16 protein-coding genes are annotated in these 15,235 nt (G+C 32.5%); 11 read left to right on the top strand and 5 right to left on the bottom strand.

Annotated features, from left to right (window positions below):
- Positions 1–221 precede the first annotated feature (221 nt).
- Positions 222–674 (top strand): response regulator, encoded by a 453-nt coding sequence (locus ACMT7R_RS13035; RefSeq protein WP_415312386.1) that lies wholly within the window; start codon positions 222–224, stop codon positions 672–674.
- Between the two features lie 723 nt (positions 675–1,397).
- Here the strand turns inward: ACMT7R_RS13035 and ACMT7R_RS13030 are convergent.
- Positions 1,398–2,363, bottom strand: coding sequence for a radical SAM protein (locus ACMT7R_RS13030; protein WP_415312385.1), 966 nt, complete (start codon positions 2,361–2,363; stop codon positions 1,398–1,400).
- Between the two features lie 720 nt (positions 2,364–3,083).
- On the opposite strand from ACMT7R_RS13030, the gene ACMT7R_RS13025 reads away from it, so the two are divergent.
- Positions 3,084–3,428: a hypothetical protein gene (locus ACMT7R_RS13025; protein ID WP_415312384.1), complete on the top strand. Its 345-nt coding sequence runs from the start codon at positions 3,084–3,086 to the stop codon at positions 3,426–3,428.
- Positions 3,429–3,902: 474 nt separating this feature from the next.
- On the opposite strand, the gene ACMT7R_RS13020 is transcribed toward ACMT7R_RS13025, so the two are convergent.
- Entirely contained in the window at positions 3,903–4,460 is a 558-nt protein-coding gene (locus tag ACMT7R_RS13020) for a MarC family protein (protein WP_415312383.1), read from the bottom strand.
- A gap of 630 nt (positions 4,461–5,090) precedes the next feature.
- Between ACMT7R_RS13020 and ACMT7R_RS13015 the strand changes: the two genes are divergently transcribed.
- The gene (locus ACMT7R_RS13015) at positions 5,091–5,612 is read left to right on the top strand and encodes a hypothetical protein (RefSeq protein WP_415312382.1); all 522 of its coding nucleotides are present in this window, start codon (positions 5,091–5,093) and stop codon (positions 5,610–5,612) included.
- A 294-nt stretch (positions 5,613–5,906) separates the two neighbouring features.
- Here the strand turns inward: ACMT7R_RS13015 and ACMT7R_RS13010 are convergent, their stop codons facing one another.
- The gene (locus ACMT7R_RS13010; RefSeq protein ID WP_415312381.1) at positions 5,907–6,263 is read right to left on the bottom strand and encodes a hypothetical protein; all 357 of its coding nucleotides are present in this window, start codon (positions 6,261–6,263) and stop codon (positions 5,907–5,909) included.
- A gap of 99 nt (positions 6,264–6,362) precedes the next feature.
- Here ACMT7R_RS13010 and ACMT7R_RS13005 point away from each other — a divergent pair, with 99 nt between their 5' ends.
- From ACMT7R_RS13005 to ACMT7R_RS12980, 6 genes are all read left to right on the top strand, one after another.
- Positions 6,363–6,500, top strand: a complete 138-nt coding sequence (locus ACMT7R_RS13005) for a hypothetical protein (protein ID WP_415312380.1) — start codon at positions 6,363–6,365, stop codon at positions 6,498–6,500.
- Positions 6,501–6,520: 20 nt separating this feature from the next.
- Entirely contained in the window at positions 6,521–6,871 is a 351-nt protein-coding gene (locus ACMT7R_RS13000) for a hypothetical protein (protein ID WP_415312379.1), read from the top strand.
- A 50-nt stretch (positions 6,872–6,921) separates the two neighbouring features.
- Entirely contained in the window at positions 6,922–7,416 is a 495-nt protein-coding gene (locus ACMT7R_RS12995) for a DUF2299 family protein (RefSeq protein WP_415312516.1), read from the top strand.
- Positions 7,417–7,571: 155 nt separating this feature from the next.
- Entirely contained in the window at positions 7,572–8,495 is a 924-nt protein-coding gene (locus ACMT7R_RS12990; RefSeq protein WP_415312378.1) for a transcription initiation factor IIB, read from the top strand.
- A gap of 488 nt (positions 8,496–8,983) precedes the next feature.
- The gene (locus ACMT7R_RS12985) at positions 8,984–9,187 is read left to right on the top strand and encodes a hypothetical protein (protein WP_415312377.1); all 204 of its coding nucleotides are present in this window, start codon (positions 8,984–8,986) and stop codon (positions 9,185–9,187) included.
- A gap of 474 nt (positions 9,188–9,661) precedes the next feature.
- Positions 9,662–10,639 (top strand): glycosidase, encoded by a 978-nt coding sequence (locus ACMT7R_RS12980; RefSeq protein WP_415312376.1) that lies wholly within the window; start codon positions 9,662–9,664, stop codon positions 10,637–10,639.
- A gap of 305 nt (positions 10,640–10,944) precedes the next feature.
- On the opposite strand, the gene ACMT7R_RS12975 is transcribed toward ACMT7R_RS12980, so the two are convergent.
- Both ACMT7R_RS12975 and ACMT7R_RS12970 read right to left on the bottom strand, forming a co-directional pair.
- Positions 10,945–12,282, bottom strand: coding sequence for a glycosyltransferase (locus ACMT7R_RS12975; RefSeq protein WP_415312375.1), 1,338 nt, complete (start codon positions 12,280–12,282; stop codon positions 10,945–10,947).
- Between the two features lie 102 nt (positions 12,283–12,384).
- Complete coding sequence (locus ACMT7R_RS12970) at positions 12,385–12,855, bottom strand: universal stress protein (protein WP_415312374.1); 471 nt, start codon at positions 12,853–12,855, stop codon at positions 12,385–12,387.
- A gap of 1,517 nt (positions 12,856–14,372) precedes the next feature.
- Between ACMT7R_RS12970 and ACMT7R_RS12965 the strand changes: the two genes are divergently transcribed.
- Both ACMT7R_RS12965 and ACMT7R_RS12960 read left to right on the top strand, forming a co-directional pair.
- Positions 14,373–14,840, top strand: coding sequence for a hypothetical protein (locus ACMT7R_RS12965; protein WP_415312373.1), 468 nt, complete (start codon positions 14,373–14,375; stop codon positions 14,838–14,840).
- A gap of 139 nt (positions 14,841–14,979) precedes the next feature.
- On the top strand, positions 14,980–15,117 hold the full coding sequence (locus ACMT7R_RS12960) for a hypothetical protein (protein ID WP_415312372.1): 138 nt from the start codon (positions 14,980–14,982) through the stop codon (positions 15,115–15,117).
- The last annotated feature ends 118 nt before the right edge of the window (positions 15,118–15,235 follow it).

Genomic DNA, 15,235 nt, shown 5'->3' with positions numbered 1-15,235 from the left:
ATTCGAGGTATTAGAAATAATCCATGTAGAGTTCTTTGACAGCTCAAATGTTTCTAATGTCAAAAAAGGGCAATTGGTGCGTACTGGGTAGTGTACCGATCTAACCTAGATGAGGATCCTAATATGAAATGGTTCCGATAGTGCTTCGTAGTTGACCGAATGGACATAAATAATTTTTACCTATTTATATAAACAATGTTAACCCTTATATTCCATTACGGGTGAAATGTAGTAGAAATGGCTATCTTCGAAGTGAGCAAGTAATAGATGCTCAATTTCTATTAAAAAAAGAATTAGAGCAAGTACAGATCTTGATTGCCGTGGCTGAAAGCGAGCTGTTAATTCTATTTAGGACTTATTTGTCTTCTTTTGGTATGTGTATAAAAACAGCTAATAGTGGACATGAGGCTCCAGATTACTTTAATGATAGCAAGAGGAAGGAAAAACCATACAATGCTATTATATTAGATACCCATTTGGATAACCCTTCTGGCCTTGATGTTGCCAATAGAATATACTTAGAAAAACCAGACCAAAAGTTAGTACTAATCACAACAACTCCAAAAGAATACTTACCTGCCGAGGATATAAAAACCGCTGGAATAAAAGAAAAAGATATTCTCACAATGCCTTTTAAACTATCAACGCTTGTAACAGCACTAAAAACTAATTAACTAACGGTCGACCTTCTAGCAAATTGAGATTTTAGAATAAAATCATCTGGGTCTTAGTCAAGCAACCATATCTTGACACTGTCATAGGAAATCGTGGCAATAGTAAATTGCTCGGAAATTTGCATTTAGTAATATATACAACCTTTTGAGGAATACCACAATTAGTATCTTAAGAGTAAATTATTGGTAAAAATACAACAAAGCGAAATAGTATGAATATATTATCGGTGACACACATGTTAATTCTTGCTTACTACAATGTGCTTTTTGGCTTTAAGATATCTGGATACTTAATTTACTATTATTAGCATTAAAATTTTTTGATTTTTTATGTCAAAATAATTAGTTCTCTTAGAGTTTAGTAAATCTTCAATTGATTATTTATGCTCTATTACTCATTATAATTTGCAATGACTGAAAATGAAAATAATAAAAAGAGAGGAGATTGTGGAGAAAGTCATTGACTATTTTATTAACTGTATTCTGTAAAGTTTTACCATTTTGGGTTAAGATACATGGCATTGATATAATTTTGACCCTTCCAATATCGTTTTTGTAAATGTAAACTCCAATTTTTTTAAATAAAACCACAGATGTTAGAATTCAACTCTGAATAATTCAAAAATTAACTTTTAGACTACTTTTAAAATTTAGATAATTGTGCGAAGGTATGTAGAGAATTAAATGGCAAAAACCAATTCAGCTAGATTGATCATTATGCTATTAGTTCTTCAATCCTTGGGCCACCAAAATGGAATAACATCCTACACCACATTTTTCACAAATCGGTTTAAGTGCCTTAGGATCAGAACTTCCTATACAACAAGGTTGCTTTGTCTCTCCTTTGTGATCTATAGAGAGAATCGCCCAAGAAGGACAGTCAATAGGAGTAGTCTTGGTACCACCCCATGATCCTTTCATCAACTGGAGTTGTTCATCTGTGTTCATAATAAAATCAGGATACCTTTTTCTTAATTCAATTATGTTGTCAACCACCTTACTTCTATTCTCTCCAAATGGAAGCCAAAGAGGATCATTATCATCAAACGGTGTGTGAAACTGAAATCCAATTTTATTGATAGTTCCTTTCCATTCTGCAATTAAATCCTCTACAGTCTTGTAATTCAGTGAATTTATAGTCATAGTTATCCAGATATCTTTCCAAGCAGGTTTGCCATTTCTAGGGGGTCCTGCTATATAGTCTAAAATATTTTTCTTTGTTTTTGCATATGCTCCTTTACCTCTTATGCTATCGTGTATTTGTTCAGTACCATCTAGAGAAACCCAGTAAAAGTAAAGATTTTTGAATCGCGGTAACGGATAGGTCCCATTTGTTACCACACATATACGTCTAGGCATTTCGTCACAGAAAGTCTTGATCACATCTTGCCTCATCAAGGGCTCTCCTCCTACAAGAGTAACCACGTATACGTGATGTTTTTTGAAAGTATCATTGATTAATTTCCTCCAATCCTCTACACTTAATTCGTCTTTTTCATTTCTTCTAGTTTTCCACCAATAACAATGAGAGCAGTGAAGGTTACATATGTTGATAATATCTGCAGAACCATAAATGAAAGGTTTTGACTTAAATAGCTTAATGGATATGTATTTAGTAAGCATACTAAAATGAGCGGGGAAATCTCTAATAATGTCGGTCATACCCAAACCATATACAAGATCTACCAATAATAATCAAATATTAGTAGATGTTATGATATATTAAGAATATCACATTTGATTATTGAAAATGGGTATAAAGTTTGAATTAAAGTAAATATCATTGTTGATAAATTATCCAATTTATACATAATTGATAATTAGGTTAGTAATAGGGACATAATTGTACCCTATCCTGAATCAGTTATTCCATTCTAATGATGGATTTTGAAATATGTGTGAACCAAAAATTCAGGACAAATCTATATAATTTTCTAGTGAATATTCGTTAGAATGACCCCTAGAGCAACTATGTATCCCATTTGAATTACTTTTGGATTTTTTCGTAAATTCTTTCATGTCAGATGTGTATACTGAACTAAATATAATACCACAAGTTTTACATTTTAGCATTAGCATAGGCATATTAATTCTTAATTTCCATGTTCCTTATACGTCATACTTGCTATTAACTGTATTTTCCATAATACAGATTTCTCTTGTATACTATTAGCATTGATATGTGCTTGTTGTTTCAAGTGGTAAACCCATCTATGATGATGCTGCGGAAAGTATAGTCAGTAATATATCCAGCCAACCAGAATAGCGTACCTTAGTTTAATTGAAATGAGAAAATTAATTGACTTATTGACGAAATCATTCACAGTAACTGTTCCTTTACTGTTTACTTCCATTAGAAAACGGTATTCGTTATGACATATTTAATAGGAACAAAGTGTATATATAAGTGTGTCAATTGTAAAAAACCATTATAAACACTCCTCTACCACTTTATCAGACTCTAATAACGATGATAAGATTTTTAAAAAAAATATACCTAATGTAATTGTTGACCTAGCGGAAGAACAATCCTTAGTAGATATGGAGTCATCCTTTCGTACAAGATATGCTAATGAATTAAGGTCAAAAAAACAGGAGATTTATGATAATGACAGAGGGTTTAACGAATTAGACGATGAGAGAAGAAGTGTATTACAACAAATGATGAGAACACCTGGACGTAAAGGGGAAATTATTAAAGAAGAGGAAATCTCCAAGGAATTTGCTAGGCGATTTTTTGAGAATTCTAGATAAAATATTTATTTCTAATTTTAAACAGGTTGTTTTTTTCCTTTTTAGATTCCAGTTCAGTGTTTCTTCCAACTGGAGACAGTTATTCCACGAATAGATAGCAATACTTTTCTATCATGATACTTACCATTATTATCATGGGTTTATAATGGTGTTAGGTTGCTTAATAGTTAATAATGTATTATGAACATCAAAAACATGAATAAATTAGATACTTTTCAAATATCTATCTGCAAAAACTGCGTTCATACCAAGAGTGAACACCGAAATGAACCTAATGGACCAAAATTCTACGACCATCGATGCCTACTTTGCAAATGTCGGCAATTTACGTGATATAATACTACATGGTAGTCTACTCCAATAGTCTTATTTTGCAGAATTGAGTTTTTAAAAGTTAATTAATTATACTTTTAATCCATTACTTGTTATTAATGAAACTTTTTATCATGTCATACTTGATACAATAACAATTATTTATGAAATTTGAATTGTTTTTAAACCATCTACTATATATTGTACAGAAATAGCCGCAATCAGAACAGCAAAGATCCTGCTAACAATTAGAGAACCTCTTCTACCAAGTATTCTATAGATGGTCCTAGTTGAATAGAACACCATATAGGTAATTCCTATCACAATCGCAATTGATAACATTGTGACGATCAATCCCGCAGTTTGGTATGAAAGTATTACAGCAGTGATAGCACCAGGGCCTGCCAATAAAGGAAATGCTAATGGGACTACACCCGAGTCATCAGAAACAGTTCCTCCAAATCTCCAAGCACCATGTGTTAATAATTCTATTGAAACTACAAAAAGCAATATTCCCCCCGTAATCATAAAGCTAGAAATGGTAATTCCAAAGATTGAAAGAATTTGCGTTCCTAAAGCTGCAAAGACCATTAATAAAGTACCTGCAGTGATAACAGTTGTTTTTGGTACCATATTATGTTCTTTTTTTGCAATTTTTTGAGTAATGCTTGCAAATAATGGGATAGTACCGATTAGATTGATCACAACAAAAAAGAGCAATAGCAGACCTTAAGAGATCATCTCTTAAAATATTTAAAAAGGCAAATAAATTTAGTAATGTATTGGAAACTATCTCTGGAATCAATACCTATAGTAGAAATCGCCTTGTAATTAAAATTCCTCCAACCAACAGAATATAGGTTGCATAGATCGCAGGATATTTAAAATAAAGCAAACGCATTGTTGTCAAGAAAAATCTGAAATCGTAATGCAGTGGAGTAAATAAAAAGGGATCGCAATCTCCAGAAAAGCAGTGTCCTCCCGTGTAAGGATATTTGACAAATCATGACTAAAGTCTGAATTTGATATCCTGAACAAACAAGAAGATTTTAAGTATATTTAATAGGTTTTAGAATGAATTTTGATTTCCGCATAAAGTTCCTTAGTATAAAAATTCGGGGATAAGTGGAACAAGTTTGACCAAATTCTATCACTGATGTAAGTCGGTTTTACCCATCTATTCTAGAATTTGCGTTATTTTCCTCCAAGTAAATGAATTATGAACTTATACAAGTGAAAATTGGTTATACATTTACTAAATACCATGACAAAAAGAAATTGATAATAAAGTCAACAGAATCAATTAGTGCCTCAATCTAACTTAAATAGATTGAAATGTTTCTATTACATATGACGTCAGGCAAATATTTCAATAGAGGAGTAAAAACAATAGATAAATCAGATATAGGTTTTGTGGTAAAAGAAACACCTGACAAGGTTATTGTGTTTGGTGGCAAAAATGAAAGATATGACATTCCTATTGAAGAAATTCAACAAGTAGGAGCTAATGTGTTAATTGGTTTGAAATACGATCAGGTAGAAAAGTATTCTGTATCAAGAGGGTCTCCTTTACCGGCCGGTAGAACAGAACCTTGGGAGGCAGATGATAAACAGATAGATTTAGCAACGTATGAAGGAAAATATCCCAGTGGGCTGTTCAATAAAGGAGTGAGGGCAAAGAATGAGGATCATGTAGGTCATGTTCTTAAAGAAACAAAAGATACGATAGTTGTTTTCGGAGAATTCGATATAAGATACGACATTCCAAAATCTGAAATATATCAAGTTGGTATGAATGTAATTTTAAAGGTTGACTTTTCTGGATTAGATAAATACAAAGTTAATAAAAGTGAGCCCTTACCTGCTAATTAGTTATCAAATCACTCCCACCGTCTCAAATACTGAACAGAAGGCTCTGTTCATTTAATTTGTTTTATTCCCTGTTACGATAATCTACAAAGACCTTAGCCAATGCTGTACATGTTTTAGTTTAGAATGTTTTAATTTACATGGAAAATAATCATCGAAACACTCGGTCCTGTCCTTAATGTATTGCATAGTTCTTTCGATAATGCTTTTCGCAAACGGAGAATGAATGTGATGTTCTAACCCAAGAAATCTACAAGCCATCGGGTACCAAGTACCTCCATCAGTGGATACAGGATGCTATCCATGGATTTTGACTAAACCTGAAAGACATCTTACGGCTACAAACATGCTTCTCTCCTTTGATATGGATAGTGCGAGGATCTGCTTATTTTCTGGTTCGATAGCCATCCATAGCCAGATGTACTCTGACCCTACCTTCAATACGGTCTCATCAACAACATGTTCTGAAATTCTCTTTCTATTGGATGATATCTTTAGAGGATGGTATTTTTGTATCCAGTTCCAAATGGTAACATGGTTTCTCTTTATAAAACAAGATAGTTTTTCAGAGGTTCTCCTAAGCGATAGGCCTGAAAAATACAAATACAGGGACCGATAGACGTATTCCGGAGGCGTTTTATTTCTGGTAAACACATATGGAATAAGACGTCTTCAATCTATAAGATTTTGTTATATGAACTGAGCCGAGATGCGACATGATTTCCTTAATAGGTACAAACGTGTATATCATATGTGCAAAACAAAAAATATACTAATGGTTTAATGATGTCAATACCTTCACTTTACAAGGCTATTGCAGCAAGTGAGATGGAAGATGAAGTCATGAATGCTTTTTGCAGTAATAAGGCATCTGATGTTATTTTACAATAATTAAGACAATTGTTTCATAGATGACACAACCAGTTGGAAATTGTGAATTAAAAAAGTATCATTTAGCCAGAAATGATATTTTACTATCTACGAATTCAGGTTTTGAAATAGAGCTTGCGGGAGATAAAGCTACTAATGGAACTGCTTTGGATGTATTTCCTAATTCTTTATTTAACAAGAAAGTTGGTTTATCGGATAATAGCTTTGTAGGGTTTGTGATGGAAATAACTGATTCAAGAATAGTAGTTTTTGGAGATTATGAACAGAGATACGATATCCCAAAATCAAAATCAAAGCAAGTTGATGATAACTATATAATAATCGATATGGATTGGAATTCGTTTGTTTCGTATAAGGTAAATAGTATCTAAATAACTGAAATCAGATTATAGTAAGCATGAAAGGGACAAGTTGAAAACCTATCCCATATTCTAAATTAAAAAACATAAAGAAATGGCTTGACGAAGCGCCTGATCTGTCTTATAGAGAAGAGGATCATAGTCTTCATCCATATCTCTATTACAAATTATGGATTTTCTTTAATGATGGCAAAACGATCTCAATATCTTTAGATTACTTTAAAAACTATGCAATTCAAAACTGCGTAGTCGTAGGTTGGCATTGGAGGCTTGACGATATAGACAAAGAAGCATTAAGTAGCATAAAAAGCATAAAAATAAAGCGACAATTTATTGAATCCTTAACTGATATTTATGAAGATAAGAACTTTAAAATCACAGCAGATTTTAATGGGAAATATTTTAACAATATCTCTATTAGTAAGGATTTACATTTAGAAAATTTGACTGAAAGCCTTCTTTTTGAATGTCTCAAAGACCTCTCCCTTGCGTGGGAATTTGTAATGAATAATTTTGATTTTCGAGACATTCAAAGAAAGAAACTGATATTTAGGTGAAATACCTCTATAGCTGGCTGATTCTCTGGTCCCGTAATAAATTTTACATTATCATCGCACTATCATATGCGTTTATGATTATATGAATATCTGTAAAGTATCAATATGTAACCTTTTGTAAACACCTGCTTCTTATAGTATGCTAACTGACACTAATGATGTCTAATATCTTAATTGTTAGTAATGTAGAAGATTTACAATCCCGTTTTCATACTCATCAACATTCTGTTATCTGCGATCATACAAATGGTGAAAAGCTTTGTAAGACTTGCGGTGTTGTCGTTCAGGACAAAATATATGATACTGAACTAGATACTAATTCCTATAAATATACAAGTGGTATGAACACCGTAATGCCCCATTCATTAATTCTAAATGATAGGGGAATGTCTACATCTATTGCAGATTACGATGCAAACAGTTCAAAAAGATTTTCTAACAGAAAAGAACACAACAAGATTGAATTTCTCAACAAGATTGTAAGTTGTTCAAATAAGAAGAGAAATCTAAAGATAGTTATAGATTTACTAAACAGAATCAAAGACAAGCTATCATTGACGTCCGTCTGTATAGAGGATGCTCTTTTACATTACAAAAAAGCTCTTGAAAAACGCCTAATAAAGGGAAGGTCTATCAAGGAAATTATAGTTGCTTGTGTTTATCTTGTTTGCAAAAAAATTAACATACCAAGGACGTTGGCAGAAATTTCACAAATAGTTGAAGCAGACGAAATATTTGCTGCCAGATGTTACAGGCTGTTAATGCGAGAATTAAAGATTACCCACGTCCAGTTTAAACCCGCTATATTTATCAGAAAAATTGCAGATGAGGCCAATATAAATGAGCGAACCGCTAGAGAGTCGATAGACTTGTTATTAGCAATACAAAATGAAAACGTATTCATAGGTAAAAATTCGCTATCAATTGCTGCTGCTATTCTCTATATCACTTGCAGAAAACATAAACAAAAAATCTCTCAAGCTAAACTAGCTTCAGCAGCAAATATCAATATCATGACTCTAAGGAAGAGGTTATCAGAAGTTAACACCTTGATTGTAAATACACATTTCTTAAATTAATGAATATCTAAACTAGTATAGTTAAGAAATCTGACTTTTTCTAAATACTATTCTTGGTATAGATATTAGAAAAAAATTCTTTACAGAATTATACCATTCAAATAATTTTTGTAATCATCATTAACTTATAATATTCATCATAAGATGTGTGAGTTTGATAGTCTTCAAATAGTTATATGTAAAAATTTCATTCATACTTGGGATGAGCACATAAATTAGCCACCTAGTCCACAATTTTATGATCACCGATGTCTTGTTTGTAAATGCAGGTAATTTACGTAGTGGAATAACTGTCGGATCGATATGTTTGCACCAGATCCTCTAGGTAATTCTTAAACTAGAACCTAGTCAGACTTCAAATAGTTCAGGTATATTTGGATAGTCAAATTAGCTTCTACAATATTCTAAAAGTATGCAACTATTTAGGTCTAGTTGGTACTCATGTAGACTTCACTAACATTTATAACAAGAAAATGGATATTTTCCTTATGTCTAATCTTGAGAGATGTTGTGATGGTATGAATCGTATGATAGAAGATGGAGTAATGGGAATATCTAACAAAAATAATAGAATATGGTTGAAAATTTTGAAGCATAATGGGACCAGTGATCTGGAACCCTATAACGGATTTGTAGACTACAACGAGATAACGAATTGTCCCTTCTGTGGAAGAACAATTCAAGTTACATGATTAACTGCATTGATATAGCCATGACGATAAGGTAAAATCCATCATATCTAAATACCCCTAGTTATTAAAGATTAGCATCATGTATCCATTCAGCCTTATTAATTGGATATTGTTTTTTTGGATTATTGTATCAAAGTTCTCTTGAATATAATTCTCATCTTCAGTTTTAGACGCATGTATCTTTTCAAAATAATTTTTAAAATCGACCATAATTTATTATGATATCTAAGTTTATATTATCATCTCTGGGATACGGTTTTTTTTGTAAAAGTCGGTTATTAATACAGATGTATCAAATAAATTGGTCCTAATAACGTAACTTAATCCTTATACCTAACAAATAGATCGCGTATACTATAAAACCATTTATGAACCATGTCTTTAATACCTTTGTTGTATAAGAAGGAGCATGCATATACTAATTATAGGAAACATAATTTCAAAAGAAAAATCTGTTATTAATGGTCTATCCCATTGAATTCCAAAGTATCTGAAATCTTGAAAAGATATTCTAATAATCCCATCCTTATACCTGATAAGAATAACTGGTGGGAATCAGTAGCTGTTTTTAACTGTGCGATACTATATGATGGAAAAAAAATTCATATGTTATATCGCGCGATTGGAGAATATAAACACTATTTTTCAAGAATAGGTTATGCGTCAAGCGATGACGGTTACGTCTTTAGAAGGCGTAATGGAGTAGCGATTAACCCCTCATTAGACTATGAAAAGTTTGGTATCGAGGATCCTCGATTATGTGAAATTGATAATCAGGTTTACATCACTTATGTGGTATTACCTGATCGTCCAAAAAACGGCCCAATGGTGTCAACAGCATTAGCAACTACTTCCGATTACTCAAAATTTGATAGATTGGGAATTATAACAAATGAAGGAACCGATAACAAGGATGTAGTGTTGTTTCCAACAAAGTTGCGATCTAAAAATGATGTTGATGGTAACAATACAACATATTTCTGTTTACATAGACCAAGTTCTTGGATAGGTAATGCCTACGGAATAGATAAACCTAGCATATGGATCGGAGAGGGTAATAAATTGACAAATTTTGAGACTCATACATTGCTTATGAAACCAGAACAAAAATGGGAAGAACTAAAAATCGGTGCTGGTTCCCCGCCAGTTAGAACAAAATATGGATGGTTGATAATATACCATGGTGTGAGTGCTGATAGAACCTACAGCGCTGGTGCTGCTCTTCTTGATTTGGAAAATCCTTATAAAATTTTATGCAGAAGCAAAGAACCTATTTTAGTACCTTCCAAACAATATGAAAAATATGGTGATGTTAGCAACGTAGTTTTTCCTACTGGTGCTTGCATTATCAACGGAGAAATATTTGTTTATTATGGAGGTGCGGATAAGGTGTGTTGCCTGGCTACCGCAAAAATAGATGAGCTTGTTGATTATCTTTTTCAAAATAACTAGTTCATCAGGTATTGCTTACTCCCTAATATTATGCACTTGGTGCCAATTATTTCTGAACAGAACCAAGAAAACGATGTATTGCTCGTTTATTCACCATCTAGTGTTATCATACTTTACAAAATCGTATGATCAAATTTTCAAACCATTGCGAATTGCAACTTCTGATATCCTCAGATTTAGCATAATTTCTTTTATAGTAACTGAATTAGGAACATTCCAAACGAAGGACAAATTGGTTAAACATGAATATGAAAGATTAAACGGAAACTATTATACTTCAATTTTGACGTTTGAATCCGATTGTATTACGGACTTGCGTATGGATATGGAGTGTTTTTAATTTTATTATTCTTGCCTAACACATTAGTATATAGTTCAAAATGCTGTAACGCAACATTATCCCATGTTAATTCAATATTGAATCTTTCAATTCTTTGAGTATATTGTAAGTATTCTGATTCTAATTTCTTTATTGCTTTGGCAAATTCTTTTGGTCTTCTTTTTGCCACTATTCCTAATCCTTGATCTGCAAATTCCTTAAAGAAGCCTAAATTAGTTGCAATAAAGGGTAATCCGTGAGCAAGTGCATCAAACATTACACCTGAACCTGAGGTTACGGTATAAGGAAGGACGATTATATCAGATGCATAGAACAGAACTGAAAGTTCATTATCTGTTAGGAATCCTCGATTCAAATTGATAGTCTTATCCTTCTGTAAGTTTTTAATTTCGGTGTGACGGGGAATTTTTGGGCTATCTTGGTCTTGGTCATTGATTGGTAATGGCTTTGATAAATTAAACAAATTCTCAGATTGATTAACTACTACAACCCAGTCGTCCGGTATATCCAAATCATTTAAAATGTTCCAACCTTTAGTATGCGTCGAGAATCCAAAAAAGAGTGCCATTTTACGATCCAGTGGCAAGGAAAATACTTCTCTGGCTTCCCTTTTCCGTACCTGTTTATTTAGACTTGGTTCTGCTCCATGATATATCACAGAAAAATTGCGCAATGATTTCTCATCGCTGACGGTATTTTTATTTTCAGATATTAATTTGGCCAAATAGTTCGAAAAAGCTATACTAGCCTGACTCTTTTGCATTTTTTGTTTATTCGCTAAATTAAACGAACGGTAGTTAATGAATCGTTTCCAGTAGTCTGATATCTGTTTAATCGAATTAATCGAAAAAGTAATCATGTTTTTATTTTGAAGTTTTGGGTATTTTGATAGCTCCATCCATTGACGAAAAGGATAGGCAGAATGAAATGTAGTTATTATGGGTATCTTACATTCTTCATAGAACTCATCTATGTTAGTACTTAGTTTATTTGGATTGATAGAGTCCATTTTTAGTCCATAAAGACCATGTTCCAATTGAATATGTACAAGATCGGGACCATATTTATCAATCACATCTAAGATTATTGTTGAATTGTTTTTATTTGTAGGATCAATACCTGCGTAATCCCCTGCTCCTATCTCGTTACATAAAACAGAAACTTTTAGTCCTAATCTTTTTAGTCCATCTGTGAGATTCTTGGTGTACCTCCCGACTCCACCAGGAATGGGTGGAAACTCGGTGGAAACCATCAGAATTTTAAATGTAAATTTATCATAATTATTATCCAGTCTGTAAGACATTATACCAGTATACTATATTGCATCTCACCCATATAAGGAAATGTGACAATAATTCATATTTCGTTATACTTGAATTAATTGCCGGTATTTACTATATTTTGGTTATCTTACCAATACAACTGGGCCGGTTGCAACTTCTGAAATCCATCGCGAAATACTTCCAATACCTCTTCTCTCGTGTCTCTTTTTTAAGGATCCACTACTGCCCATTACAATCATGTTTACACTTTCTTCCTTTGCCACGGTGAGTATCTCATCTGCTGGATGACCCACTCGTATTATGGATTTAACTGTCAAGCCTCCTTGGATTAGATTGTCAGTCTTTTCTTTAATTATGATCTCTGCTCCCTCCCTAATAGATTTTTCAAAATTTTGCCTCAATTTGTGAAGTACTTCCATATTTGGTATAAATTTTGCAATTTCTTTTGGATGGAAACTTGTGTCATCTATAACAAATAATAAAATAATGTTAGAATTCTGGTTTACAGCAATCTCTCTAGCTTTATCTAATGCTTTAACTGATAACTCAGTCGCGTCGAATGGGACCAAAATATTAGTTTTATTTTTATTCATCTATTCTTACCTTTAATCATTAGTTATAGTGGCATCCGTTTTAACCGTTTAATCCTTTTTCTATCTCTCAAATGAGGGTAACAGTTGCTACAGTACCCCTAATTAGTTCATATTATTTAGACCATGAACCTGTATAATTTAGTACATTCAATTGGGTAGAAGAAAGGCATTCCCCCAAACGTGGTGAATGTTAAAACACCTTTCCATGATTTCATCTTCACACAAAAAAGACTTATTACATGAATATAGCCACAACATTCCTTCCTCTTGTATTTCCGAAATTACAAAGGAGGACATATCATCATCATCAATATCATCAAATGATAACCTAGAAAATACTTGTGTAAGAACAGTATAAGAGATTTAGTATATAAATATGACAGGGGGAGGAAAAGATTGAAAATTTTATTCGACCATATTAAAAGTAGTGATAATTTTTAGGCGATCATATGGATTCATGATAAATGGATCGCATGATAGTCATATATTGCAAGAAAGATGTCAGAGATCTCTTATTTGGAAAATTTCAGATCATAATAATTAAACTTTTTTCCTAATATTTTTACTAAACAAGTGACTCATCCTGTATGAAGATACAGAATTATTGCGATTATACTCTCTTTTTATTTAGACTTAGTATCCTGTAGTAATATCTCTTTGAATTTTTTCTGTAGAAAGATGTTGTAGGTACTTAAATTGGATGTATGCGATCACACCAAGACTAAAGGATGATTAGATGACAATTCAGTTAGGAGATATAAACTTTATTTCATACGATAGCATAACATTTTGTCTGCTTATGTTTCCTCTTATTACCGCATTCTCTATTAGAATTTGGCTTTATCTCATCTTTAGGACGACCATGATTTAGGCACCCAAAATTTCTAGAACCTCCTTGTCGAAAATTATGCTTTTTACCTAGGGGTAATAGAAATTAAGTTATCAAATTTATTTTGAATATTCAAATGAAATCGAGCTCATCTCGCTTACCATATTGAATTCGATTACTCATTTATCGGTTTATTTGTGTCTCCTGTTCTTGAGGATGATGTCGAATTATTTTTCTTTATTTTATTACAAATATTGTTTACCCATTTTCCTATATTCATTTTGTTATCTGAATTAGTAATCACGTGAATCTATTTAAACTGATTGAATAAAGATCGCAAAAAATTATCATAGGTTATTGAAACAAGTACCCTATCGTTTCGGTAGATATCTCTCCTTCTTTTACTCTTTTATTTTGTAACGCAAAGAATCTAAATAATTCATCTTCAAGGCAAGAGGTTCTACCTCAAATTTCCATAGAATAAGTTGCAAGTCTTTTTATCAAATTAGATTTAATATTTATGAAATCAAGAACTATTCTATATCTTATACCTTTCTACTTCATTACCATAATGTGTAGCAACTTAGTGAAGGAATCATTCACAATTACGGAACCTACGCTGCTTACTTTCGTTAGAAAACGATATTCGTTATGGCATCCTTAATAGGAACAAAGTGTATATATACCTATGTCAATTGTAAGAAATCTAATTAAAGACCCTTCTACCACTTCATCATCAAATTTTAATTCTCCAATAGTTAACGATATGCAATGGACAGAAGTTAAAAATCAAACAGGATCAAATAATAATGAGATTACAAAGTTGCAAAGTGATAAAGATGGTCGGAATGATCGCTCTAAGGTACTAGATGATTTATTGGATTATACTCTTGAAATTCAAAGATCTAACAACCCAAAAAAATATGGTGAATGGAAAGCAACTATCGAACGAGTTATTGAAAAAATGTATGGAAATGATTCAATAGAGCTAAAGCAGTTAAAAGGTGAGCTGAAACTTAATTTTCTAACTACTAGTGGGCAGTCTGAAGAACAGAGAAGTATCTACTTTAATAACTTGTATGATAGGAGATTTAACAGAATAAAACGACTGGTTAACGAATTCAAGTTGGCTAAAGTGAATCATGGAAGAAAGTAGGTCCATACGGAGTTACTGGCGATATATTTTATTCACCTAATTTAGAATATATTATCATGGAATGCAAAAACAGGATACAAATCAGACGGACTCGACGGGTTTGGTAATTGATATATTGCGAGTCTGAAGGTCTGAACCTTTGCATACGTCTTACTATGGTTCGCCCGAAGAAACAAAAACGGATAGATCATATAATGGGTCACCAGTAAAAGATATCTATTCAGGTGGTAACTATGATAAAGAACGATATAATTCCGATGGAAAGAGAATAGTATAACAATGCTTTAAAACGTTTCTCAATAATAAACCAAGAAAAGGCAAAGACAAAGACAAAGCAGGATCATTAAGCAATATAGGATTGGGATATCTAATTTTACTGGAATATCCAAGACCTC

Source organism: Candidatus Nitrosocosmicus sp. FF01 (genome assembly GCF_047711275.1).
Lineage (GTDB): Archaea > Thermoproteota > Nitrososphaeria > Nitrososphaerales > Nitrososphaeraceae > Nitrosocosmicus.
The sequence above is the reverse complement of the archived record's forward strand: the minus strand, read 5'-3'. Positions and strand labels throughout refer to the sequence as shown.